This is a genomic window from Streptomyces sp. NPDC097617, assembly GCF_044761485.1.
In the GTDB taxonomy this organism is placed as follows: domain Bacteria; phylum Actinomycetota; class Actinomycetes; order Streptomycetales; family Streptomycetaceae; genus Streptomyces.
Map to the genome: position 1 here is coordinate 62478 of NZ_JBIWCL010000024.1, position 22442 is coordinate 84919.

The window sequence follows — 22442 nt, forward strand, 5'->3', positions numbered from 1 at the left end:
GCGCGTCGGACCGGATGTCCGCAGCCCCAACCGGGCGGCGTTGACGGGGGATACGCGCACTCGCATCCATGCGGTGATCCACGCACCCGCGCTCCACCACATCGCGCGAGGGGGCGTCTTCGGCACGCCCCGAATGCGTGGCACAACAACGAAAAGAAGGGTTCGAAATCATGCAAGCACTGAGAGTGAAGCGACTCTTCGCGGTGTCCGCCATCGGTGTCCTGATGGCAGGCGGCGCTGCCCTCGGAGCCGCAGGCACGGCCTCGGCGGCCACCCCCACCCACGCACCCACGTACGTCACCGGCGGCGGCTGGGGCGACGGTGACCACGGTTACGGCGGTCACGGCGGTCACGGCGGTTACGGTGGCCACGGCCACGGCTACGACGACGATGACGACTGGGGCGGCTACGACGACGGCGACTGCTGATCGGGCGGCTTCCGGCACGGACGGCCGGCGCGCGGACCCTCGCGCGCCGGCCGTCCGCGCGCCGCTCCAGAGGGCGGGCACAAAAATTTCACAATTCGGTCCGGCGTGCGCCCAGTAGGCCGTCGGGCCGCTGGTACGAGCGTCACCGGGCCCCGGGTCCGGCGTGGTCGGGTCGAAACCGGCACGTCCCTTTTGGCGTGAACGCGTTCGGTCGGAGCGGCTCGGTCGAAGCGCCCCTGCGGCCGGGCCACCGGAAACGTCCCAGGCGGCCGCCGCAGGCACCCGTACCACCGTAGGGAGACCGGTGCGAACGCCGTCCGGCATGCCGGGCGGCGGTCCGGCGTGAAATCGAGCTCCCGGGGTCCGCCGCGGCCCGGGCCGCGCCACGCGCCCGTGCCCGCGTCATGTGCGGCGCACCTTTGCTCAATCATGACTGGCACATGGCAAGGATGTTACGCGCCCGTTGGGCTCTTGTGGGTGAGCGAGGGGTGGGTCAACCTTTCGAGGGCGGCAGCCCGTTGGCCATTTGATTGTCATGCGCATGGCTATCGAGCTGCGCCTCGTCCCCGCAGTGCAGCACCCATGAGGAGGACCCCCCACATGTCCGTCATGCGTCACACCCGCCGGAAGCTCGTCGGCATCAGCGCGACCGCCGTCGCCGCGCTCGCGCTCGGCGCGGCCGCCGCCTTACCCGCCTCGGCGGCCGACAACGGCGCGCAGGGCGTCATCGAGAACGCAGGCGCCGCCGGAACCATCTCCGGCAGCTACATCGTGACCCTGAACGACACCGCGGCCCGCTCCACCGCCGACAGCGGCAAGGCCGTGGCCAAGCGCTACGGTGCGAAGATCGACAAGACCTACAGCGCCGCCCTCAACGGCTACTCCGTCGAGGTCTCCGAGACGCAGGCCAGGAAGCTCGCCGCCGACCCGTCGGTCAAGTCCGTCGTGCAGAACCGGGTCTTCACCGTCGACGCGACCCAGCCCAACCCGCCGTCCTGGGGCCTCGACCGCATCGACCAGAAGGCACTCCCGCTGAACCAGAGCTACACCTACCCGGACAAGGCCGGTGAGGGCGTCACCGCCTACATCATCGACACCGGTGTCCGCATCACCCACCAGGACTTCGGCGGCCGCGCCTCCTACGGCTACGACGCCATCGACAACGACAACACCGCGCAGGACGGCCACGGCCACGGCACCCACGTCGCCGGAACCGTCGGCGGTGGCGCGTACGGCGTGGCCAAGAAGGCGAAGATCGTCGGCGTCCGCGTCCTCGACAACAACGGCTCCGGTACGACGGCCCAGGTCGTCGCCGGCATCGACTGGGTCACCCGCAACGCCGTCAAGCCGGCCGTGGCGAACATGTCGCTCGGCGGCGGCGCGGACTCCGCGCTCGACACCGCCGTGCGCAACTCCATCGCCTCCGGCATCACCTACGGCGTCGCCGCGGGCAACGAGTCCACCAACGCGTCGACCAAGTCCCCGGCGCGCGTGGCCGAGGCCATCACGGTCGGCGCCACCACCAACACCGACGCCAAGGCCAGCTACTCCAACTTCGGCACCGTCCTGGACATCTTCGCGCCGGGCTCCTCCATCACCTCCTCGTGGGGCACCGGCGACACCGCCACCAACACCATCTCCGGTACCTCGATGGCCACTCCGCACGTGGTCGGCGCGGCGGCTCTGTACCTCGCGCAGAACACCGCGAGCACCCCGGCCCAGGTCCGTGACGCCCTGGTGGCCGCCGCGACCCCGAACGTCGTGACCGGCCCCGGAACGGGCTCCCCGAACCTGCTGCTGTACGTCGGCGACGGCGGCACCGTCCCGCCCGGCAAGCGCTTCGAGAACGCCGCCGACTACGCGGTCAACGACAACGCCACCGTCGAGTCGCCGGTCACCGTCAGCGGGGTCGCGGGCAACGCCCCGGCGGCGCTGACCGTTGCGGTCGACATCAAGCACACCTACATCGGTGACCTCAAGGTGGACCTGGTCGCGCCCGACGGCAGCGTCTACACCCTGCACAACCGCACCGGCGGCAGCACCGACAACATCATCAAGACCTTCACCGTCAACGCCTCCTCCGAGGTCGCCAACGGCGTGTGGAAGCTCCGGGTGAACGACAACGCGAACATCGACACCGGCAAGATCGACTCCTGGGCGCTCCAGTTCTGAGCACCGGGAACGGCGCGTGACTTCTGAGCCGCGATGAACAGGTGGGGGCGACCACAGGGCGGTCGCCCCCACTGCGTCGTCCGCCCGCGATGGAGGCTCCGCGGCGCGAAACGGTGCTGCAATGGACGCATGTACCTCGAAGAGCTCCGCACCCTGCTGGCGCGGCACGCCCGCTCCGACTGGAGCACGGCCATCGACGGCGTCAGGATTTCCCGGGTCGACCGGGCGGATCCGCCGACGCCCTCCATGTCGGGTACGGTCCTTGCGGTCATCGCCCAGGGAGCCAAGCGGCTGGCGCTGGGCGACCGGGTCTACGAGTACGGCGCCGGGCAGTACCTGGTGGCGTCCGTCGACCTGCCGGTCACCGGGCAGTTCACGCAGGCCGGCCCCGAACAGCCGGCCCTCGGCTTCGGCCTCGCGCTCGAACCCTCCGCCGTCGCCGAACTCCTGATGCGGGCCGGCCCCGCAGACACCCCCCGCTCCGGTTCGGGCGCGCCCTCGGGGATCGCCGTCAGCGATGCCCCGCCCGCCATGCTGGACGCGGTGGTCCGGCTGCTGCGGCTGCTCGACGAACCCCGCGACCGGGCCGTACTGGCCCCGCTGGTCAAGCGCGAGATCCTGTGGCGGCTGATCACCGGCGAACAGGGGGCGGCGGTGCGCCAGCTCGGCCTCGCCGACAGCGGCCTCAGCCATGTCTCGCGTGCCGTCCGCTGGATCCGCGAGCACTACGCCGAGCCCTTCCGCGTCGAGGACGTGGCGCGTCTGGCCGGCATGAGCGTCTCCGCCTTCTACCGGCACTTCCAGGCGGTGACCGCCATGAGCCCCATCCAGTTCCAGAAGCAGATCCGGCTCCAGGAGGCCCGGCTGCTGCTCGCCACGCACCCGGGTGACGTCACGGGCGTCGGCCACCGCGTCGGCTACGACAACCCCTCGCAGTTCAGCCGCGAGTACCGCCGCCAGTTCGGCGCGCCCCCGAGCCGGGACGCGGCCCGCCTGCGGGACGGCGTGGGCGCCCCTGCGGGTGTCCTTCCCTGAGCAGATCCGCCGGCGGAGGAGGATCGTGCAAGAGGTGGCGAGGATACTTCTACTCTTTGTGCAGGTCAGAGCGATTCAATGGGATCAGAAGTTCTTCCGCGGAGCAGGCAAATGCCTGTCGCTCCGTGGATCTCCGATCCCACCACATCGCAAGGGGCACATTGTGAAGACCGTTCTGATCACCGGCACCTCCTCCGGCTACGGACGGGAGACCGCCCGCTACTTCCACGAGCAGGGGTGGAACGTCATCGCCACCATGCGGACGCCGCGAGCCGGCATCCTGCCCGAGTCGGACCGGATCCGCGTCGTCCGGCTCGACGTGACCAGTCCCGAGAGCATCACCGAGGCGCTCGAGGCGGCAGGACCCGTCGACGTCCTGGTCAACAACGCGGGCGTCCCCTCCATCGGCGTGTTCGAGGGCACCCCCATGGCCCGGGTACGGGAGGTCTTCGAGACCAACACCTTCGGCGTGATGGCGATGACCCAGGCGGTGCTGCCCGCGTTCCGCGAGCGCGGCTCCGGCGTCGTGGTCAACGTGACCTCCAGCGTCGTGCTGGGCCATATGCCGCTCACGGCCGTCTACAAGGCCAGCAAAATGGCCGTAGAGGGGTTCACCGCCTCCCTCGCGCTCGAGCTCGAGCCCTTCGGCGTACGGGCCAAGTCGGTCGAGCCGGGCGCCTGCTTCACCACGAACTTCGGCAACAGGGCGACGAGCGAGGGCTCGCCGGACGAACTGGTCCCGCAGCCGTACGCCGCCTTCACGAAGAAGGTCCTGGCCGACTTCACGAGCCAGGACCTGTACACCACGGAGCAGGACGTGGCCGAGACGGTGTGGCGCGCCGTCCACGACACAACCGGCCGGCTGCGGTTCCCGGCCGGAGCCGACGCGGTACGGCTCGCCGAGGCGAAGTGATCACACGGTCAGGAAGCCGGCGCGGGCGGGCTCCAGTGGGCGTCCGCGGGCAGGTCGCGGGGGACCGAGGCCGCCCCGCCGGCGCGTACGGCGTCCACCACGGCCTGGTGCAGGAGGCGGCTGCCCTCCTCGGACTCGCAGGGCACCGGACTGCCGGTCACGGTGAACCAGTCCGAGCCGCCGCTGTACTGCACGGCCACATTGGCCTCCGGCGCCGACCATGTGGTGTGCACGGTCAGGTCGCCGCTGAGGATCCCCGCCTCGTCGGTGCTCACTCCGCCCCGTCCGGCGAAGACTCCTGTCGTCGTCCACGAAGCCCAGGTCATGGCGCATCGCCCCTCACCGCGGAGTGCCTCTGATGCTTCCACGCTACGGCGGGAGCGGGGTTCGCGCGCCCGCACGGCCGGATCAGTGGCCGGCGGCCGCCTTGACCAGGGCGACCGCGGTGCCGATGGCCGCGTCGAGGGTCCCGGCCAGCAGGGCCAGGCCCGTACCGCCGCCCATCCGGACACCGCCGTACCAGCCCCAGGTGAACAGCCCGGCGACGCTCACCCCGGCCGAGATCAGCAGGGCCGTCTCCACCGCCATCACCCCGAGCGCCGCCGAGGCGATCAGGACCAGGGGGCCCACGGCGGACAGCAGCAGCGGGCTGCTGACGTACAGCATGCGGCGCAGCTCGTGGCCGGTCGCCAGGCGGCCGTGGACGACCCGGTGGGCCTGCTGGTCCGCGACCAGCGCGGCCAGCCACAGGCCCACCGCGGCGGTCAGGACGGTCGCGGCAGCTCCGGCGGGGCTGATGTGGTCGGCGCTCCCGAGGCCGATCACCACCGAGATCATGGTGATGGTCGCGTACAGGCGCTCCTTCAGCCGCGCGGCGGCGAACCGTGGATCGCGGTCGAAGGCCTGCTCCTGGTCCGGTACGGGGGCGGCGCCGCCGGGGGAGGACCCGGCAGGTTGCGTCTCGTCAGGGGCCATGCGGTCCACCGTAGGGCCGGCCGGTGGCTGCGCCCCGCAGGTGAGCGGGCAGCGCGCCGTCCGCTCTGCGCCGGGTGGGGAAACCGCTGTCGCGGGGAACCGGTGACCGGGACGGCAACGGACCCGACAGCCGCGAGGCGCCGCTCGGCCGGGGCGCTGCATGCCGTTCACCGTGCCGGACGTCATGGCCGAGGAGATCCGGCGTATGCTTTAATAAATGAACGAGCATTTATTAAAGGAGTGTGACGGTGGCCGGACGTCCCCGAGGCGTGGAAGACCTCGTGATCCTGCGTGCGGCGGCCGAGGTGATGGGGCAGGTGGGTCCTTCCGGGCTCACCCTGGCAGCGGTGGCCCGCCAGGTCGGCCTGGTACCCGGCACGCTCGTGCAGCGGTTCGGGTCCAAACGCGGCCTGATACTGGCCCTGGCCGACCAGTCCGTGCGCGACGTGAACGAGCTGCCCACGCGGACCGGCGACGAGCACGGCTCGGCGCTCGGCGCCCTCGCCGCGCTGATCGCGAGCTGGACGGCCCCGATGGCGACCCCCGAGACGTTCGCACATCACCTGGCGTTCCTGTGCGCCGATCTCACCGATCCGGAACTCCATGAACGGGCGCTCGCCGTGCACCGGGCCCAGCGCCGGGCGGCGGGGACGCTGTTGGAGGAGGCCGTGTCCGCGGGCGAGCTCGATGCCGCGACGGATGTCGAGGAGCTCACCGCGACCGTGCTGGCCGTCACCTCCGGTACGGGCCTCACCTGGGCGCTCGACCGCCACGGCACCCTCGACCGGCGCCTGCGGCACGGACTCGACGCCGTGCTGGCACCGCACCGCGCCACGCACTCCGCCTGAAGCCGCCCGCAACCGCCGCGAGACCGGGAGAAGCCATGACGACACGAACACCTCAACTGGCCGGGAAGGTCGCGCTGGTCGCCGGCGGCACGCGGGGCGGCGGCCGGGGCATCGCCGTCGAGCTCGGCGCCGCCGGCGCCACGGTCTACGTGACCGGCCGCAGCAGCGGAGCGCGCCGCTCCGACCTCGACCGCCCCGAGACCATCGAGGAGACGGCCGCGCGGGTCACCGCCGCCGGAGGACTGGGCGTGCCGGTGCGGACCGACCACAGCGACCCGCAGGACGTACGGGCCCTGGTGGCGCGGATCGCGGCCGAACAGGACGGACGGCTCGACATCCTGGTCAACTCCGTCTGGGGCGGTGATCCACTCACCGACTGGGAACACCCCCTGTGGGAGCAGGATCTGGACCAGGGCCTGCGCCTCCTGCGCCAGGCGGTGGAGACCCATGTGATCACCAGCCGGTACGCGCTCCCGCTGATGGTCACCCGCAGGAGCGGGCTGGTCGTGGAAATCACCGACGGGAACACCGCCCGCTACCGCGGTTCCTTCTTCTACGACATGGCGAAGTCGGCAGTGATCCGCCTCGCCGTCGCACAGGCCGCCGAGCTCAAGCCGCACGGCGTGGCGGCCGTGGCGCTGACACCGGGGTTCCTTCGGTCGGAGGCCATGCTGGAGCACTTCGGCGTCACCGAGGCCAACTGGCGCGACGGCGCGGTCGAGGACCCGAACTTCGCCCACTCCGAGACCCCCGCCTACCTGGGGCGCGCGGTCGCGGCGCTGGCGGCCGACCCGGACGTCATGGCCAGGACCGGCCGGGCGCTGGCCACCTGGGACCTCCACAAGGAGTACGGGTTCACGGACGCCGACGGCAGCCGCCCCGACTTCGCCGCGCACTGGGCCAGAAACCTGGAGGCGGAGTACGGACCGCTCGGCGATCCGCTCTGAGCATCCGCTTCGTTGTGACCCCGCAGGGGTGTGCGGTGTTGATACGGGCATGGACGATGCAGGCGATGTGCTGGACGTGCTGGATGTGCTGCTCGACGGTGTGACGGAACCGAGGCTGAAGGTGATCAGCGGGGACGAGGCGCGGGCCTTGGTGGTGCTCCTGGGGCTGCTCGACAGCGACGAGCAACCCGAGGAGGTCCGCAGGGCCGCGGGCGAGATGCGGTTCCGCATCGCGTCCCGCCTCGGCAGACCGGACGGCAGTGGCGCCCGGCCCCTGCCCCGCTAGCGAGCCGGCAACCGGCCGCTTCTCCTTGCCGCCCCCGTGTCGTGGAGGCGGCGGACGGTCAGCGCATAGGAGGGCAGGAGGACCGCCCCGGGTCACCCCGTCGGCCGGCCGGTGCGGCGCAGGGCGGCGGGCGTGGCACCGTACCAGCGCTGGACCGCCCGGCGAAGGGCCCGGGCGTCGGCGTAGCCGCTGCGGGCGGCGATCGCGTCGATGCTGAGGTCGGTGCTGTGGAGCAGCCGGGTGATGTGGTCCCGGCGCGCGGTCTCGACCTCGTTGCTCCACGTGGTGTCGTGTTCGTCGAGGCGGCGTTGGAGGGTCCGGGTACTGACGGCCATCCGGCGCGCCACCGCGGGCAGCGTGGGAACGCTCTCGTCGTGGACGGAGGCCAGCGCGGTGCGGAAGAGGTCCAGCCAGTTGTGCAGCGGGATCGCGCCGGCGAGGGTCTGTTCGGCGTGCCTGCGCAGCACCGTCGACAGACCGGGCTGCGCGTGCGGAGCCGGCGCGGTCAGGTCGGCGGCGGGGAAAGTGATGGAGCTGGTCGGGGCCTCGAAGTCGATGGCCCGGGTTCCGTACAGCTCGATCAGGGCGTCGTGGCGCCGGGGAGCCTTGGCGGCCAGGGTGACGCGGAGCGGGATGAGGCGGCGCTGCGCGGCGTCGCCGAGGCGCCGCTGGTACAGCCCGAGCGCGTAGGCGCGGATGGCACAGGCAGCCTCGTAGTTCAGATCCGCCTCGTTGACATGGCTGATGACGACCTGCTCGCCGTCCTCGGTGATCCGCAGGGTGTCCGTTCCGGCGTCGGCGACCGTGGCCAGATAGGTGGCGGCGTCCCGGATTCCCTCGAGCGGCGTGGGCGCGGAGGTGACCAGATAGTCCCAGACACCGAGCGCGCCGATGGTGGACTGCTCCGTCAACTGCCGGGCCAGCTCCGTCCAGGGAGCGTGGACGGTCGTCAGCTCGGCGATGCGGATGCCCGTGGCGGCGGGGGTGCGGAGCGAATCGTCGTGGAGGTGCTCGGGCGCCAGACCCAGCAGGTGCGCGTACCCGTGGGCGGGTATGCCGAACCGGCGCGCCGCGTTGACGCTCATTCGGGTGAGGGCGGAGGAAGTCGTGCCCTGGAGTGCTTGCGGGATCACAGGGGCTGAGCATAGACGAGCGTGAATGACCAGCCCATCCGAGTGGCTTGGCGCCCGATGCCCCCAACTCGGCGTGTGCGGTCCCCCGGTGGCGCGCACGGTCCCCTGGCTGGCGCGAGCTGCCCTGGGCCGAGCGGTCGGCGCGCTCTAGCGTGGTGATCGTTCCCGCCGACGAGTCGTTGTCCGAACGCCGTTTCCCCCTCGACGAGGAGTGCCCATGGAGTTGACCCGAGACGATTTCGCGCTGGCCGCTCTGGTCCGGGCGCCGTCGTCGCCTCCCGACCCGGCCGCGTAGGACGGGCTTCGCCGAACGCACTGCCCCGGACGGGGGTCTGGGCAGTGCGGGGCAGCGAGGCATCGGTGCGTCGGGTCGACCGGGGCGCACTGACCCGCACGGGGATGGGGTCAGTGCGCAATGCTGTCGATCAGCTCCCGGGCGCCCTGCCGCAGGAGTGCGACGGCGACGGACGTCCCGAGGGTGGCCGGGTCCAGGCGGCCCGCCCACTCGTGGGCGTTCAGAACGTCCTTGCCGTCCGGAGAGAACACGCAGGCGCGCAGCGACAGGTCCCCTCCGCGTTCCGCTCGCGCGTACCCCGCGATCGGGCTGTTGCAGTGTCCTTGGAGGACGTGGAGGAACATGCGCTCGGCGACGGTCTCGCGGTGGGTGTCCGGGTGGCCGAGGGCACTGACGGTGTCGATGAGCGAGGCGTAGTCCTCCCGGCACTGGAGCGCGAGGACCCCGGCGCCGATGGGAGGCATGAGGGTGTCGACCGGGATGATCTCCGTGATGACGTCCGCGCGACTGATGCGGTGCAGGCCGGCGACGGCCAGGAGGAGGGCGTCCGCCTCGCCGGCGGCGAGCTTCTCCAGCCGCCGGTTGGCGTTGCCGCGCATCGGTACGCACTCCAGGTGCGGGTGGGCGGCGGCGAGCTGGGCGATCCGGCGCACGGACGATGTCCCGATCCGGGTGCCGGGCGGGAGCCGGTCGAGGGTGAGCCCCTCAGGGTGGATCAGCGCGTCGCGGATGTCGTCGCGTTCCAGGAACGCGGCGAAGACGGTCCCGGCGGGCAGCGGACGGTCGGCCGGGACGTCCTTGACGCAGTGCACGGCGAGGTCGGCCTCTCCGGCGAGGATCGCGGCGTCGACCTCTTTGGTGAAGGCGCCCTTGCCCTCGACCAGGGAGAGGTCTCCCATCCACATGTCCCCGGTGGTCTTCACCGGCAGGACGGTGGTCTCGATCCCGGGGTGGAGCGCGGCGAGCTCGGCGCGGACGCGCTCCACCTGGGCCAGGGCCATGGGGGAGTCGCGGGACACGATACGGATCGGATCAGCGGGCATGCGGGCACGATACGCCCTCGGGGCACCCCCGCGAGCATCCGTCCTCCAGGCACACCGCCCCTGCATGGAACGGGAGTTGCCGACTCGGCAGAATGTTCGGGTCGACCGGCGGGCGCCGTGGCCGGTCAGCCCTCGGGCACGGCCCGGGCGCCGTCGAGCCCGTCCAGCCCGGACGTAGCTCTCGGGAAGCAGGCCGGCGACGGGCACGCTCCGGATGCGGTCGCCCTCGCCGATGATGACCTCGATGGCGGCCGCCGTCGTGTGGTCCTCGCCCTGGCACGGGGTACGGGCGACGTGTGCGGCGGCCTCGATGAGCTCGTGGTCGACCGGAAGGGGATGTGTGGGATGGGTGGTCATGTTCTCTGCCCCCGTGCGCTGGTCGGTCGACGGTGGCCCGAGCGACGATGGGGGTGCAGACGACCAGTGACCGGCGCCGCCCTTCGATGACGGGCGCTGCCCTTCGATGACTGATGGCGCCCCCGGACACCCGTGGGGCGCGGCGTGCGTGCCTGTGACCAGTGCTCCTGCTGGAATGGCTGCTTCGGAGGTCCGGGGCGAGGAGGTCTGTTGCCGCAGCGTGACGGGAGGCCCACCGGGCCTGTCGGTGGGTACGAGGGGCTGCTGGCGCGTGTCCGGGCGGCCGAGGCCGCCGTCGAGCAGATCGGTACGACCCTCGACGCGGTGACCACGTGCGAGGAGCTGGCCCGGTTCCTGCTGCGGAAGGTGTGCGACGCGGTCGCCGTGGACCTCGTGGACGAGGACGGCGGCCCCTTCCGTGCGGCGACGGCCGGAGCCGTGGAGCTGCTGGCCGCAGGGGTCGGCGCGTCGCCCTCCGTACGGGCGACGGACGGCGGACACCGGATCTCGCAGTGGGCGACGGTTTCCGGCGGCGTACCGGTCCACGTCCTGTTGGTCCCGCTGCCGGACCGGTTCAGGGTCCGCGGGCTGCTGACCGCCGTCCGCGCCCGGGCGGCGTTCGGCGACCACGAGGCGGCCACGGTCCACTTCGCGGCCCGGCTGGCAGCGGTGCACCTCGGGCACGCGTGGCAGCTGGCCGCGACCGAGGACACCGTGTCGCACCTGCAGCGGGCGCTGGTGGCGGAACCGGGGCGGCCGCACCCCAACCTGGAGACGGCCAGCCGCTACCTGCCGGCCGGGCCCCGGGCGCTGGTGGGAGGCGACTGGTTCGAGACGGTCCGCCTCCACTACGGCCGCACCCTCCTCGTGGTCGGCGACGTGATGGGCCACGGGCTCGACGCGGCGGTGGACATGAACGCCTACCGCTCCACCCTGCGGGACGTGGCGTCGACGGACCTCGCCCCGCACCGCGTGCTGCGCCAGCTCGACGCACTGGCCGCCGCCGACGAGGGCCGCAGGCCGGCGACCTGCCTGCTCGCACGGGTCGACCCCGCGCGTGGCGTCGCGATGTTCGCCAGCGCCGGCCACCTGCCTCCGGCGGTCTTCGGCGCCGACGGCTCGGCCGTCCTCATCGACGTCCCGGTCGGACCGCCGCTCGGCACAGGTGTCGGCGGCTACGAAACCGTCACGCGCGCCGTCACCCCGCAGGAGACCCTGCTGATGTTCACCGACGGCCTCGTGGAACGCCGGGGCGAGGACATCGACGTCTCGCTGGCCAGGCTGGCGGCGGTGCGCCTGCCGCCGGGGGCCGCAGTGAGCGCGGTGGTGGACGCCGTGGTGGCGGCCCTCGACGCCGACCGCGCGGAGGACGACGTCGCCGTACTCGCCGCCCGGGCCCGTCCCCGCCGCCCCGAGGAGCCCGCAGACGCCGCCGGAACGTCCTGAAAGGGCCCCGGATCGACTCCGGCATGCCCGCGGCGCCGGGCGTGCCTACGGTGGAACGGTGAGTCACCGCCTCGCCTGCGCCGTCCTGGCAGGCACCCTGTGCGCGACTGCGTTGTCATGTACGGCGGCGAAGCCCGAAGCGGGCTTCCGGATCGCACCCGTGCCCGCGGCGAAGACGCTCTCCGCGCACGTCACGGCCGTCCCCCGGGAGAAGCTGGGCGCCACCTACCGACCGGGGTGCCCGGTGCCACCGGCGCGGCTCAGGCTCGTGACGATGAACCACTGGGGCTTCGACGGCACGGTGCACCGCGGCGAGCTGGTGGTCCACGAGGACGTCGTGGACCCCGTGGTGCGGGCCTTCGGCGGGGCCTTCGCCGCCCGCTTCCCGATCCGCCGCATGCGGGTGACGGCCGAGTACGGTGGCAGCGACATCGCCGCGATGGCCGACGACAACACCTCAGCCTTCAACTGCCGACCGGTCACCGGAGACCCGGGCCGACTGTCCCGGCACGCCTGGGGCGACGCCATCGACATCAACCCGGTCGAGAACCCGTACGTCGACGTCCGGGGCACCAGCCATCCGGCGAACGGCCGGGCCTACCTCGACCGCGGCCGCGCCCGCCCGGGGATGATCACCCCGGAGGGGGCGGTGACCCGGGTCTTCCGGGAGGCCGGCTGGTACTGGGGCGGCCGCTGGAGCCCACCCGACTACCAGCACTTCTCCGCCGAGGGCGGCTGAAGGCGCGCCCGCCGCGGGGACGGGGCCGTGCCCGGCTCAGCCGCCCGGTGTGAAGGTCACCGGCAGAGACTCGGGACCGCGCAGCCCACCGGGGCGCCAGGGGATCTCGTCCGGCGGCACCGCCAGGGCGAGCCCGGGAAGCCGGCGCAGAGCCGTACCGATGGCGATCTGGCCCTCCAGCCGGGCCAGCGGAGCCCCCAGGCAGTAGTGGATGCCGTGCCCGAACGCGAGGTGCGCGTTGTCCTGCCGGGTGACGTCCAGGCGGTCGGGGTCGGTGAACCGCGCCGGATCGCGGTCGGCGACGGCCGAGCCGATCAGCACGGTCGCGCCGCGCGGAATCCTCACGCCCGCGATCTCGACGTCCTCACGCGCGAACCGGGCGATACCGGGGCTGACCGGCCCGTCGAAGCGGAGGAACTCCTCGATCGCGCTCGGCAGCAGGGCCGGGTCGGACCGCAGCAGGTCGAGCTGGCCGGGGTCGGCGAGCAGCATGGCGATGCCCCCGCCGATCAGGTTGACCGTGGTGATGTAGCCCGCGACCAGCAGCAGGAACACCATCGCGACCAGCTCGTCCTCGCTCAGCCGCCGCTCCTCGTCCCGCGCGGTGACGAGGCCGCTGAGCAGGTCGTCGCCGGGCTGCGCCCGTTTGGCGTGGATGAGTCCGGTCAGGTAGGCGCGCATGTGCTGCCACGCCTCGTTGACCACGGTGGGATCCGGCGGCTCCGCGCCCCGCCTGATCATGCGGTCGGTCCACACCTGGAACTCGCGGCGGTCGTCCACCGGAACCCCGAGGAGCTCGCTGATCACCGTGACCGGCAGCGGCAGCGCGAAGTCCGCCACCAGGTCGGCGCGGCCGGACGGGACGATGTCGTCCAGCAGCCGGTCGGTGATGCTCTGGATCCGCGGCCGCATCCCGGCCACCCGGCGGGCGGTGAACGCCTTGGAGACCAGGCGGCGCAGCCGGGTGTGGTCGGGCGGATCGCTGCGGAGCATGTTGCTCAGCATCGACTCGCTTTCCGTTTCCGGCAGTTGCCGCATCAGTCGGGGGTCCGAGGCATCGCGTACGTCGCTGCTCAAGCGGGTGTCGGACAGGGCCGCGAGTCCGTCCTCATAGCGGGTCACGAGCCAGGCGTCCAGACCGCCCGCGGCGACGACGTGACGCACCGGGCCGTCCTCGCGCAGTTGCCGGTACAGCGGGAACGGGTCCGCGACGAAGGCCGGATCGGCGTAGGGAAGAAGGGCCGGCGGCTGCTCAGTCATGGTGCCTCCCGAAGCGTGTCGTCCTCGCTCTGGAGAGTGAGGTTATATGCCCAAGGCTCCCAATACGTCGCTTTCCGGCCATGCCGGTCGCCGCGGCGGCGCGGCCCTGGCGGGGCCGGGTCGGGGTCAGCGCAGCGATTCCTTCGGGGGCCGCTCCCGCAGGGCCCCGTAGGCGAGGAAGTAGGCGGGCAGCCGGTTCAGCCAGCGCGACTCGGTGACGATCTCGGTCAGCCGCTTGGCCCGGCGCGGGTTGCCGAACGCGACGCGGCCGGCCATCAACGGCTCGATGACCTGGGTGTGGGCGACGCGCTGGAGGCCCTGGGTCGCCACGGTCGTGGGCATGCGCCGCTGCTGCACCCGGCGTACGTCGTGCAGGCCCACCGTGCCCTCGCGCAACGGGCCCACGAGGTGGCGGGCCGCGGCCACCGCGTCCTGCACGGCCAGGTTGATGCCGATGCCGAAGACCGGTGACATCGCATGGGCGGCGTCGCCGATGCACAACAGGCCCGGGCGGTGCCAGCGGCGCAGCCGGTCGAGCCGTACGTCGAGCAGCTTGACCTCGTCCCAGGAGGTGACGGTGCCGGCCCGGTCGGCCAGCCAGGGGACGGCCTGCGTGAACTGGTCCATGAACGCCTCCAGGCCCCCGGCGCGACGCTGCGCGTCGGACCCCTTGGGGACGAGCGCCGCGCACTGCCAGTAGTCGCCGCGGTCGATGAGCGCGACGAAGAGCCGATCCCCGATGCCCCCGACGAGCCCGCTGGGGTCCTCCTCGCGGCGCGGCACCCGGAACCACCACGCGTCCATGGGGCACGGGAAGTCCTCCAGCCCGAGCTCGGGAAGAAGCCTGGCCAGCGAGCCGCGCCCGTCGCAGGCCACGGTCAGCCTGGCCCTGAGCTCGCCGACGGCGCCATCGGCGGTGCGGTAGCGCACGCCCGTGACCCGTCCCCGCTCGATCAGGAAGGACGTGGCCTCGGTGTTCATGCGCAGCCGGAAGGACGGCTCCCGGCCCGCCTCGTCGGCGAGCAGGTCGAGCAGGTCCCACTGCGGCACCATGGCGATGTAGTTGTACTTCCCGTGCAGCGCCCCGATGTTGCCGACCGTGACGAGGGACCGGTCGGGCCCGATGGGCAGCTGCACCGAGGTGACCCGCCGCTGCGGCAGTGCGGCGAACCGGTCGGCGAGGCCGATGGAGTCCAGCAGCGACAGGGTCGACGGGTGCACGGTGTCACCGCGGAAGTCGCGCAGGAAGTCGCCGTGCTTCTCCAGTACGGTCACCTCCACCCCGGCGCGGGCCAGCAACAGGGCCAGCACCATCCCCGCCGGCCCTCCTCCCACCACACAGCAGGTGGTTCGTTCCACGGCAACCGCTCCCTTCGCAGGCATCGGGCGCATCGGGCAGGCCCCGGGGGACCAACACACCTAGAACCCCACCGACGCGACCGGCGCCGGTAAGGGCGCGACCGCGCCGGGCGGGCCTCAGTAGCGCAGGGCCGTACCGGTCTGGGCCGACACGGTGCCGGACAGCTTGTGCGTGCTGCGGGCCGTGCCTTGCCCCGTGCCCTTGCCGGCCACGTCCGCGACCGTCACCACCACCGTGTCGACGAGGTTGCCGGCCTCGTCCTTGAACTCGACCTGCACGGCGAAGGACTTCGTCGCGTCGTCGGTGTTCTGCACCGTCACGGGAACCGTCGTGTAGCCGTCCGAGTCGGTCGCCACCGGGCCCAGGGTCACCTGGCCCTTGGCGTCGATCCCGTCCTTCACCTCGCCGAGCTTGTCCTGCGCCACGGCAGCCGCCGACTCCGCGGCCCGCTTGGCCTCGGCCGCGGCCGACGAGACCGCCTCGCCCGCCGACTTCACCGCCGACGCGGCGCTCGACACGGCCCCGGACGGGGTGCCGTCGCCGTCCGAGCAGCCCGAGGCGCCGAGCGCCACCAGTGAGACCGCCACCGCACCTGCCGCACCACGCATCCACGCGAGCGCCGTCACCATGCCTCCACGGGTGTTCGCAACCTCCGGACCCCCAGTCAACGGCGCGCCGGCCCGGATGCCCAGCGGACCGGGCATCCGGGTGAGACCTACGACCGCGCCGCCGCGAGCCGGTGTTCGTGGACGCGCAGCTGGAGGGCGGCTAGGTCCAGCAGGGGAGTGGCCAACCCCAGCTCGCGGGCGCGCACGGTGAGGTCCGTCAGGACGTGGTCGGCCTCCGTCGGCGCACCCGCGACGAGGTCGCGGTACAGGGACGGGGTGAGCGGGGAGCCCGGCGCCGTGACGGCCGACGTGGTGAAGGCGAGTTCCCGCTCGGTCACCGGGTGGCCCGCGGCCTGCGCCACCGCCGCCGTTTCGGCGATCAGGGCGGCAGCCAGATCGGTCCCGCCCGCGACCGCGTTCACCTCCCCGACCGTGCCGCGCATCAGGCAGGTCAGGGCGACGAGGGTGGAGATGAAGGCCCACTTGTGCCACATGGCGGCGACGATGTCCGCGGTCGCCGGCGCATCGATGCCGGCTTCGGTCAGCATGGAGCGGATCGTGTCCACGCGGGCCGACGGACGGGCGTCGAGCTCGCCGGTCAGGATGACCGCGGGCGGGGCCATCCGCAGGATGTCGCCGTCCTCGCCCAGCGTGGTGACCACCTTCGCGACTCCGCCGAGGACCGCTCCGGCCCCGAGGCGTGCGACGAGTGGGTCGAGGTGGGCGACGCCGTTGAGCAGGGGTACGACGGCGGTCTCCGGGCCGACGGCGGGCTCGATGTCCGCCAGGGCCGTGTGCAGGGCGGTGGCCTTCACGGAGAGCAGGACCAGGTCGTACGGCCCGCCCACGGCGCCGGCCGTCACCAGTTTCGGCGTGAGGTGGAGCTGCTCTCCCTGACCCGACACGCGCAGGCCGCGCGCCGCGAGGGCCTTGGCCCTTGCCGGTCGGACCAGGAAGGAGACGTCCTGGCCCGAGTCCGCGAGCCGGGCGCCGAAGAAGCCGCCGACGGCGCCGGCGCCGACCGTGAGGATTCTCATGGGGTGCTTGCCTTTCGGGAGAGGTGGTGTGGTCAGGTCCGGCCCGCGCCGAGCGGACTGCCCCCGGTGGGAGTGCGCCGCGAGCGTGGCGCGTACCGGGAGACCGCCACCCCGGCCAGGCAGAGCAGGCCGCCGAGGAGGGTCAGCCACGCGGGTACCTCGCCCAGGAGCGCCCAGCTGAGCAGGACGACGATGGCGGGGACGGCGTACGTGGTCGCGCCCAGCTTGCCGGCGGGCATGCGCGCCAGGGCGTACGTCCACGTGGTGAAGGCGAGAGCGGTCGGCACCACGCCCAGGTAGAGCATGTTCAGGGTCGCGGACACCGGCGCCTTGGGGATTTCCGCGAGCAGCTGAGCCGTGAACGGCAGGCAGGCGACGGTTCCCGTGAGGCAGGCGTAGGCGGTGACCTGCAGCGGAGCGCCGTAGGAGAGGGCGGGCTTCTGGGCGATGACGCCGGTCGCGTAGGCCACGGCCGCGAGCAGGCACAGGACGACCCCGAGCACCGAGGTCGAGCCGCCCTCCCCGGACGACATGGACAGGCCCACGACCACGGCTCCGGCGAAGGAGACGGCCATGCCCAGGAGGAGCCTCGGGGGCAGCGCCTCGCCGAGGAGCCGGGCGGCGAGGAGCGCCATCAGGATGGGCCCGGTGTTCACGAGCAGCGACGCCGTGCCGGCGTCGACCAGCCGTTCACCCCAGTTCAACGCGATGGTGTAGCCGCAGAACCACACCACACCGGACACCAGGATCCCGCGCCAGGCCTCGCGGGGCGGCAGGCCCTGGCGGCGTACGAGGACCAGGATCACGAGCACGAGCGACGCGGCCAGCAACCGGCCGAGGGCCAGGGCGCCGGGCGAGTAGGCGGCCCCCGCGCTGCGGATGGAGACGAAGGCGGAGGCCCAGGCGAACACCGTGAAGGTGACGGCGCCGACGGTGAGGACGCCGGGCGGGATCGGACTCGAACGGAACGTCATGGGCCCACCCTACGACCGCAACATTTCGGTGTCGACCGAATTAACCCTCCGGTCATGCAGGCGGTCGCGGCTCAGCTCCACGCCTCCGGAGTGAGCTCCAGCAGTTCGCCGAACGCCCGCTCCCCGGCAGCGGTCACCTCCAGGCCCCGCCCGCCGCCCGCCGGGCGCACGACCCACTGCTCGTCCATCGCCCGCGCGCACAGGCGCGCCCCGGCGAGGCCGCCCAGGTGGCGACGCCGCTCGGTCCAGTCCAGGCAGGAGCTCGCCAGGCGCCTGCGCCCCTCGTCGGCGAGGCCGATGCCCGCCTCGTCGCACCAGGCCCGGCCGGCCTCCGTCAGTTCGAACACCCCCTCCGTGCGCAGCAGGCCGCGCCGCTCCATCGCGTCGGTCACCGCCATGCCGAGTCGCCCGGCGAAGTGGTCGTAGCAGGTCCGGGCACGGGCGAGCGGGTCCGGTGCGGCGACCACGGGCACGGCGTGCGCGGCGTCCCGGTCCGGGATCGCGTGCGAGGCGAGGTCGTCGAGCAGCCGTGCGGTCGCACCGTCGGCGATGCGCACGTAGCTGTGGCGGCCCTGCCGCTCGGTCACGCAGATACCCGCGTCCAGCAGCCGGGTGAGATGGCCGCTGATGGTGGAGGGTGCCACCGAGGTGATCCGGGCCAGTTCACCCGCGGTCCAGGCGCGTCCCTCCAGCAGCGTCATGCAGATCGCGGCCCGCGTCTCGTCGGCCAGGGCGGCGGCGAAGGCGGCCAGGAGGGCGGCGGGGGCCGGTCCGCACGCGGGCGTCGACCCGGGATGCATCTCGTTCATACGTCCAGGATGCCCCATGATTTCGGCAAACAGCGAACAATTGGTACGGGTGACAGCTCGCATCCATGTTCACGACCGGGCGGAGGCGGGCCCTCTGTCGCGACCGGGGTCCACCGGCCACACTGAGTGCTCCGGGGCGGAACGCCCCCGTCACGGGGAGGTGGTGGGGTGGTGTTGTCGGGTGACCCTGCGGAGCGGCGGTCGCGGCCCGCTCCGGCCGTACGGCCCGAGGTGTGGGAGACGTACGGGCCGGCCGATCTCAGTGCCGTTCCGGTGTTCGCCGGAGGGTTCATCAACTTCGGCTACTGGGAGGCCGTCGATCTCGAGGGGCCCCTGTCGCAGGGCGACCGCATCCGCAGCGAACAGGACCTCTACCGGCACGTCCTGGACGCGGTGGCCCCCGCGGGCGGCCGCGCCGTCGAGGTCGGCTGCGGTCTCGGCCTCGGATGCGCCCTCGCGCTGGAGGAGTACGGTCCCGCGGCCGTCACCGGGGTGGACATCCACCCCCAGCAGCTCCAGCGGGCCCGCGAGGCCAACTCACCGCTCCTCGCGACGCAGCCGCACCGGCTGCGCTTCGTCCTCGGAGCGGCCGAGCAACTGCCGCTCGACGACGCGGAGTTCGACTGCCTGTACAGTGTCGAGGCGGCCCAGCACTTCCCCGACCTGCCCTCCTTCGCCCGGGAGGCGGCGCGGGTCCTACGCCCCGGCGGCAAGGTGGCGGTCACCAGCTTCTTCAGTGTCGGCGGTGCGCACGAGCCCGCGGAGCGGCTGGCCGCGCTGCTCGACTCGTTCGCGAGCGGTCTGGACATCGCCCGGCCCGTGTCCCGGCTCGCCGACGCCCTCGTCGAGGCCGGTTTCGCCGACGTCAGGGTCGCTTCCATCGGCCCGCAGGTCTGGCCGGGCTGGGACCGCTGGCTCGCCCGCCTGTGGGAGCCGGGCACCTGGCCCCGGAACTTCCTCGCCGCCTGGGAGCAGCGGATCCTGGACTACTACTTCGTGACCGCCACCCGGCCGTAGCCCGCTCCGGCCGGCCGCCTGCCTGCCCGGCACGCCCGCCGTTGGTCCGCCCACCGTCGGACCGGCCGTCCGCTTGATAGGTAGGAGATTCCCTCTTCGCCCTCTCGGGCCCGGGCATGGGGGATTTCACGCCCGGCTCCACCCCGGGGATCATGCAGCTCTGAGGACGCTCCTCACCCGGACGGATGCGCGGGCGGTGCGGGCGGGGGAGCCGGGGGCAGCGCCCAGCGGATCGCCCGCGTCATGGCGTGGCCACCGGCGCGTACGGCAACCGGGCGGCCCCGGCAGCGGGGGATCGGTCAGCAGGAACCGGGCGGTGTCGCGCGGTACGGTACGCCGTCGGCCGTCACCCATTTCGCTCAGTGTCGCTGGTGGTGATGTTGAGCGACGTCTGGGGCCTGGGGTGGGTTGTGACATCGGTTGAACGGGCCGCGTATCCGCGGTTCAAGCGGCTGATCACCGCGCATGCGTGGATTGGCTTCGGCAACCGCGGTGTCATTGCCGACAACGACCCCATCGAGGAGGAAAGGGCGATGAGGTTCAAAGCCCTGCTCCGACTGGACCTCGGTCAGTCGATGCCTTCGACGATGCGGAAGTCGCGCTCGACGCCGTCGGAGAGGGCGACCAGCGCCTCCTGGTACGCCGCACTCTCGTGCGCCGCGACGGCCTGCTCGAAGCTGTCGAACTCGATCAGCACGGTGCGCTCGGCGATTCCGGCGTCATGCGCCACGACCCGACTGCCACGGACGAGGACCCGACCGCCCCCGGCTTTGACGGCCGGAGCGGCCAGCTTGTTGTAAGCAGCCAGCTTCTCAGGGTCTGAAATGGTGCGGTAGGCGCTGACCCAGTAGCCCTTGGGCATGGAACCTCCAGTGTTGGGATGAGTGCATCTGACTTACGGGTTGGTCTCGGACGAGCGTCGGCGGGCGAGAGCGAGGCCTGTCAGCGTCGTGATCGCCATGGCGCCGATGCCGACCAGCGCCGCGGTGGTGTAGGCGCTGTCGTCGGGGAAGAGGTGGCCGGGGCCGGTGCCCGCGGCGAGGATCAGGCCGCCGATGGCGCTGCCCAGGGAGTACCCGACGCTGCGGACGACGTAGTTGAAGCTCATGGCGCTCGACATCTCGCTCTTGGGGGTGACGGCCAGGATGACGCCGGGTATCGCGGCTGAGAAGCCGCCGACGCCGAAGCCGAGCACGCCCATCGCCGCGAACAGTTCGGCCAGGTCCGACCGGGCCGCCGCGAACAGGGCGAACCCGCCGCCGACCACGACGGCGCTGCCGGCCAGGAGCAGGGGGTCGGCGATCCGTGTCCGGACCCGCGGCGTGAGCTTGCCGGCGACGAACCCCAGCACCGAGAACGGGATGAGGACCAGCCCGGCGACGACGGTCGTCAGCCCGAAGCCGTAGCCGGCGCCGTGCGGCGTCTGCGCGTACCGGGTGATGAGCGTGAGCAGGAGGTACATGCCGATCCCGCCGACGAACATGGCGAGGTTCGCCCCGGCGACCGCAGGGTGCCGCACTGCCCGCACACCGACCAGGGGCGTCGTGCTGCGCAGCTCGATGACGGCCAAGACGCAGAGCAGCACCACCGCGACGACGGCGAGGCCCGCCGCCACGGCGAGGTGCCGGGTCCACAGATTCCGTTCGCCGGCGAGGAACAGCACCAGGAGCAGCGCAGCGGCCAGGACGACCGCGCCTGCCACGTTCACGTGGGCGGAGCGGCCTTCGGGGGCTTCGGGCATGGAGCGCCACGCGGTCAGGAGGGCGGCGGCGGTGACGACCAGGCCGAGGCCGTAGGCGGCCCGTACCCCGCCGAGCTCGGCGAGCAGTGCGGCCAGCGGGTAGCCGACGCCGGCCCCGATGATCGAGACCACCGAGATCAGGGCGATCACGGCCGCGCTGCGCTCCTCGGGGAGGTGGTCCCGGGCCACGCCCATCATCAGCGCCGTCAACCCGAGCCCGACGCCCTGGGCCGCCCTGCCGGCCAGCAGCCACGCGAACGGCAGCGGCAGCACGGTGAGCACGCTGCCGGCGACGACGACCGCCAGCGTGGCGAGGATCGTGGCCCGCCGGTGCCGGCCGGCTCCGAGCCGGCCCAGGACCGGCGTGGCGACGGCGCCGCTGAGCAGCGCGACGGTCAGCGTCCACTGCGCGCTGCCGAGCGAGACGTGGAACGAGGTCGCCACGCTGGTGATGAGCGGCGTCCCTAGGCTGGCGACCGCCGCCACGACCAGAGCGACGAACATCAGGGCGGGGACCAGCAGCCGCGCCTCGGAACGCGCCACCGGGTACGCCTTCACCGCGACTCCGCCGACCGGCTGCCCGGTCACCGCTTCGGCCCTTCGCGGTCCTGGCTTTCGAGCTCTGCCAGATGCTTCAGCGCCGGAAGGGCCGCCACCAGCGCCTCGACCTCGTCGCCGGTGAGCTCGCCGATCAACCGCTCGAACGCGTGGATGCCCGCCTGGCGCCGCGTCCGGACGTAGGAGGCGCCGGCCTCGGTCGGGCACACCAGCGTGACCCGCTTGTCGGACGCGTCGCCCCGCCGCTCGACCAGGCCGGACTCCTCCAACACCCGGACCAGGGCGGTCATCGCGGGCTGGGTGACGCCCTCGACCGCGGCCAGATCGGTGATGCGCCGCGGGCCGGTCCGGTCCAGGGTGGCCAGGGTGGCAGCGGATGTCAGGCTCATGTCCCGGGGCAGGCGTCTCGCGGCCTTGGTGGCCAGGCCGTAGAGGGCTGCCCCGATGGCGGCGGACGCGCC

The 22442-nt window shown here is 72.6% G+C and carries 23 protein-coding genes; 10 read left to right on the plus strand and 13 right to left on the minus strand.

Features of this window, described 5'->3' with window-relative positions; all coding sequences use genetic code 11:
- Positions 1 to 170: 170 nt before the first annotated feature.
- The 4 genes from ACIQZO_RS30895 to ACIQZO_RS30910 all read left to right on the plus strand — a co-directional run bounded on the left by ACIQZO_RS30895 (position 171) and on the right by ACIQZO_RS30910 (position 4548).
- The gene (locus ACIQZO_RS30895; protein ID WP_403632358.1) at positions 171 to 428 is read left to right on the plus strand and encodes a hypothetical protein; all 258 of its coding nucleotides are present in this window, start codon (positions 171 to 173) and stop codon (positions 426 to 428) included.
- 600 nt (positions 429 to 1028) lie between these two features.
- The gene (locus ACIQZO_RS30900) at positions 1029 to 2600 is read left to right on the plus strand and encodes a S8 family peptidase (RefSeq protein WP_403632361.1); all 1572 of its coding nucleotides are present in this window, start codon (positions 1029 to 1031) and stop codon (positions 2598 to 2600) included.
- A gap of 129 nt (positions 2601 to 2729) precedes the next feature.
- Complete coding sequence (locus ACIQZO_RS30905; protein WP_403632364.1) at positions 2730 to 3635, plus strand: AraC family transcriptional regulator N-terminal domain-containing protein; 906 nt, start codon at positions 2730 to 2732, stop codon at positions 3633 to 3635.
- A 163-nt stretch (positions 3636 to 3798) separates the two neighbouring features.
- Positions 3799 to 4548: an SDR family oxidoreductase gene (locus tag ACIQZO_RS30910; protein ID WP_403632366.1), complete on the plus strand. Its 750-nt coding sequence runs from the start codon at positions 3799 to 3801 to the stop codon at positions 4546 to 4548.
- Positions 4549 to 4556: 8 nt separating this feature from the next.
- On the opposite strand, the gene ACIQZO_RS30915 is transcribed toward ACIQZO_RS30910, so the two are convergent.
- Together ACIQZO_RS30915 and ACIQZO_RS30920 are read right to left on the minus strand one after the other, a co-directional pair.
- On the minus strand, positions 4557 to 4874 hold the full coding sequence (locus ACIQZO_RS30915; RefSeq protein WP_403632369.1) for a hypothetical protein: 318 nt from the start codon (positions 4872 to 4874) through the stop codon (positions 4557 to 4559).
- Between the two features lie 82 nt (positions 4875 to 4956).
- On the minus strand, positions 4957 to 5523 hold the full coding sequence (locus ACIQZO_RS30920; protein ID WP_403632371.1) for a hypothetical protein: 567 nt from the start codon (positions 5521 to 5523) through the stop codon (positions 4957 to 4959).
- A 248-nt stretch (positions 5524 to 5771) separates the two neighbouring features.
- Here ACIQZO_RS30920 and ACIQZO_RS30925 point away from each other — a divergent pair, with 248 nt between their 5' ends.
- Genes ACIQZO_RS30925 through ACIQZO_RS30935 form a run of 3 tightly spaced genes read left to right on the plus strand, consistent with a single transcriptional unit; the run spans position 5772 to position 7604 of the window.
- The gene (locus tag ACIQZO_RS30925; RefSeq protein WP_403632373.1) at positions 5772 to 6371 is read left to right on the plus strand and encodes a TetR/AcrR family transcriptional regulator; all 600 of its coding nucleotides are present in this window, start codon (positions 5772 to 5774) and stop codon (positions 6369 to 6371) included.
- Between the two features lie 35 nt (positions 6372 to 6406).
- Positions 6407 to 7318: an SDR family oxidoreductase gene (locus ACIQZO_RS30930; RefSeq protein WP_403632376.1), complete on the plus strand. Its 912-nt coding sequence runs from the start codon at positions 6407 to 6409 to the stop codon at positions 7316 to 7318.
- 49 nt (positions 7319 to 7367) lie between these two features.
- A complete protein-coding gene (locus ACIQZO_RS30935; RefSeq protein ID WP_403632379.1) occupies positions 7368 to 7604 on the plus strand; it encodes a hypothetical protein in 237 nt (78 codons plus the stop codon).
- 92 nt (positions 7605 to 7696) lie between these two features.
- Here the strand turns inward: ACIQZO_RS30935 and ACIQZO_RS30940 are convergent, their stop codons facing one another.
- Positions 7697 to 8737, minus strand: coding sequence for an AraC family transcriptional regulator ligand-binding domain-containing protein (locus tag ACIQZO_RS30940; protein ID WP_403632381.1), 1041 nt, complete (start codon positions 8735 to 8737; stop codon positions 7697 to 7699).
- 405 nt (positions 8738 to 9142) lie between these two features.
- Entirely contained in the window at positions 9143 to 10075 is a 933-nt protein-coding gene (gene hemC, locus ACIQZO_RS30945) for a hydroxymethylbilane synthase (RefSeq protein WP_403632384.1), read from the minus strand.
- Between the two features lie 567 nt (positions 10076 to 10642).
- On the opposite strand from hemC, the gene ACIQZO_RS30950 reads away from it, so the two are divergent.
- Entirely contained in the window at positions 10643 to 11878 is a 1236-nt protein-coding gene (locus tag ACIQZO_RS30950; protein WP_403632387.1) for a PP2C family protein-serine/threonine phosphatase, read from the plus strand.
- A 58-nt stretch (positions 11879 to 11936) separates the two neighbouring features.
- Positions 11937 to 12617, plus strand: coding sequence for a M15 family metallopeptidase (locus ACIQZO_RS30955; RefSeq protein ID WP_403632390.1), 681 nt, complete (start codon positions 11937 to 11939; stop codon positions 12615 to 12617).
- A gap of 36 nt (positions 12618 to 12653) precedes the next feature.
- Here the strand turns inward: ACIQZO_RS30955 and ACIQZO_RS30960 are convergent, their stop codons facing one another.
- From ACIQZO_RS30960 to ACIQZO_RS30985, 6 genes are all read right to left on the minus strand, one after another.
- The gene (locus tag ACIQZO_RS30960) at positions 12654 to 13877 is read right to left on the minus strand and encodes a cytochrome P450 (RefSeq protein WP_403632392.1); all 1224 of its coding nucleotides are present in this window, start codon (positions 13875 to 13877) and stop codon (positions 12654 to 12656) included.
- Positions 13878 to 14003: 126 nt separating this feature from the next.
- Positions 14004 to 15236, minus strand: coding sequence for an FAD-dependent oxidoreductase (locus ACIQZO_RS30965; RefSeq protein ID WP_403632395.1), 1233 nt, complete (start codon positions 15234 to 15236; stop codon positions 14004 to 14006).
- 117 nt (positions 15237 to 15353) lie between these two features.
- Positions 15354 to 15866 (minus strand): hypothetical protein, encoded by a 513-nt coding sequence (locus ACIQZO_RS30970; protein WP_403632398.1) that lies wholly within the window; start codon positions 15864 to 15866, stop codon positions 15354 to 15356.
- A gap of 86 nt (positions 15867 to 15952) precedes the next feature.
- Entirely contained in the window at positions 15953 to 16882 is a 930-nt protein-coding gene (locus ACIQZO_RS30975; RefSeq protein ID WP_403632400.1) for a 2-dehydropantoate 2-reductase, read from the minus strand.
- A 32-nt stretch (positions 16883 to 16914) separates the two neighbouring features.
- On the minus strand, positions 16915 to 17856 hold the full coding sequence (locus ACIQZO_RS30980; RefSeq protein WP_403632402.1) for a DMT family transporter: 942 nt from the start codon (positions 17854 to 17856) through the stop codon (positions 16915 to 16917).
- Positions 17857 to 17927: 71 nt separating this feature from the next.
- Positions 17928 to 18665: an ArsR/SmtB family transcription factor gene (locus ACIQZO_RS30985; protein WP_403632405.1), complete on the minus strand. Its 738-nt coding sequence runs from the start codon at positions 18663 to 18665 to the stop codon at positions 17928 to 17930.
- 171 nt (positions 18666 to 18836) lie between these two features.
- Here ACIQZO_RS30985 and ACIQZO_RS30990 point away from each other — a divergent pair, with 171 nt between their 5' ends.
- A complete protein-coding gene (locus ACIQZO_RS30990) occupies positions 18837 to 19682 on the plus strand; it encodes a class I SAM-dependent methyltransferase (protein WP_403632608.1) in 846 nt (281 codons plus the stop codon).
- 568 nt (positions 19683 to 20250) lie between these two features.
- Here the strand turns inward: ACIQZO_RS30990 and ACIQZO_RS30995 are convergent.
- Genes ACIQZO_RS30995 through ACIQZO_RS31005 form a run of 3 tightly spaced genes read right to left on the minus strand, consistent with a single transcriptional unit; the run spans position 20251 to position 22370 of the window.
- Positions 20251 to 20544, minus strand: a complete 294-nt coding sequence (locus ACIQZO_RS30995) for a DUF1330 domain-containing protein (RefSeq protein ID WP_403632408.1) — start codon at positions 20542 to 20544, stop codon at positions 20251 to 20253.
- A gap of 33 nt (positions 20545 to 20577) precedes the next feature.
- Positions 20578 to 22011 carry an MFS transporter gene (locus tag ACIQZO_RS31000; protein WP_403632411.1) on the minus strand — a complete coding sequence of 478 codons (1434 nt, stop codon included), beginning with the start codon at positions 22009 to 22011 and terminating at the stop codon, positions 20578 to 20580.
- Positions 22008 to 22370: a MarR family winged helix-turn-helix transcriptional regulator gene (locus ACIQZO_RS31005; protein ID WP_403632610.1), complete on the minus strand. Its 363-nt coding sequence runs from the start codon at positions 22368 to 22370 to the stop codon at positions 22008 to 22010. Before ACIQZO_RS31005 ends, ACIQZO_RS31000 begins: the two co-directional genes overlap by 4 nt.
- Between the last annotated feature and the right edge of the window lie 72 nt (positions 22371 to 22442).

What these genes read in the sequence shown, in the direction of transcription:
- ACIQZO_RS30895 (WP_403632358.1), top strand. Translation starts at nt 171, where the DNA reads ATGCAAGCACTGAGAGTGAAGCGACTCTTCGCGGTGTCCGCCATCGGT.
- ACIQZO_RS30900 (WP_403632361.1), top strand. Translation starts at nt 1,029, where the DNA reads ATGTCCGTCATGCGTCACACCCGCCGGAAGCTCGTCGGCATCAGCGCG.
- ACIQZO_RS30905 (WP_403632364.1), top strand. Translation starts at nt 2,730, where the DNA reads ATGTACCTCGAAGAGCTCCGCACCCTGCTGGCGCGGCACGCCCGCTCC.
- ACIQZO_RS30915 (WP_403632369.1), bottom strand. Translation starts at nt 4,874, where the DNA reads ATGACCTGGGCTTCGTGGACGACGACAGGAGTCTTCGCCGGACGGGGC.
- ACIQZO_RS30920 (WP_403632371.1), bottom strand. Translation starts at nt 5,523, where the DNA reads ATGGCCCCTGACGAGACGCAACCTGCCGGGTCCTCCCCCGGCGGCGCC.
- ACIQZO_RS30930 (WP_403632376.1), top strand. Translation starts at nt 6,407, where the DNA reads ATGACGACACGAACACCTCAACTGGCCGGGAAGGTCGCGCTGGTCGCC.
- ACIQZO_RS30935 (WP_403632379.1), top strand. Translation starts at nt 7,368, where the DNA reads ATGGACGATGCAGGCGATGTGCTGGACGTGCTGGATGTGCTGCTCGAC.
- hemC (WP_403632384.1), bottom strand. Translation starts at nt 10,075, where the DNA reads ATGCCCGCTGATCCGATCCGTATCGTGTCCCGCGACTCCCCCATGGCC.
- ACIQZO_RS30960 (WP_403632392.1), bottom strand. Translation starts at nt 13,877, where the DNA reads ATGACTGAGCAGCCGCCGGCCCTTCTTCCCTACGCCGATCCGGCCTTC.
- ACIQZO_RS30970 (WP_403632398.1), bottom strand. Translation starts at nt 15,866, where the DNA reads ATGGTGACGGCGCTCGCGTGGATGCGTGGTGCGGCAGGTGCGGTGGCG.
- ACIQZO_RS30975 (WP_403632400.1), bottom strand. Translation starts at nt 16,882, where the DNA reads ATGAGAATCCTCACGGTCGGCGCCGGCGCCGTCGGCGGCTTCTTCGGC.
- ACIQZO_RS30980 (WP_403632402.1), bottom strand. Translation starts at nt 17,856, where the DNA reads ATGACGTTCCGTTCGAGTCCGATCCCGCCCGGCGTCCTCACCGTCGGC.
- ACIQZO_RS30985 (WP_403632405.1), bottom strand. Translation starts at nt 18,665, where the DNA reads ATGAACGAGATGCATCCCGGGTCGACGCCCGCGTGCGGACCGGCCCCC.
- ACIQZO_RS30995 (WP_403632408.1), bottom strand. Translation starts at nt 20,544, where the DNA reads ATGCCCAAGGGCTACTGGGTCAGCGCCTACCGCACCATTTCAGACCCT.
- ACIQZO_RS31005 (WP_403632610.1), bottom strand. Translation starts at nt 22,370, where the DNA reads ATGAGCCTGACATCCGCTGCCACCCTGGCCACCCTGGACCGGACCGGC.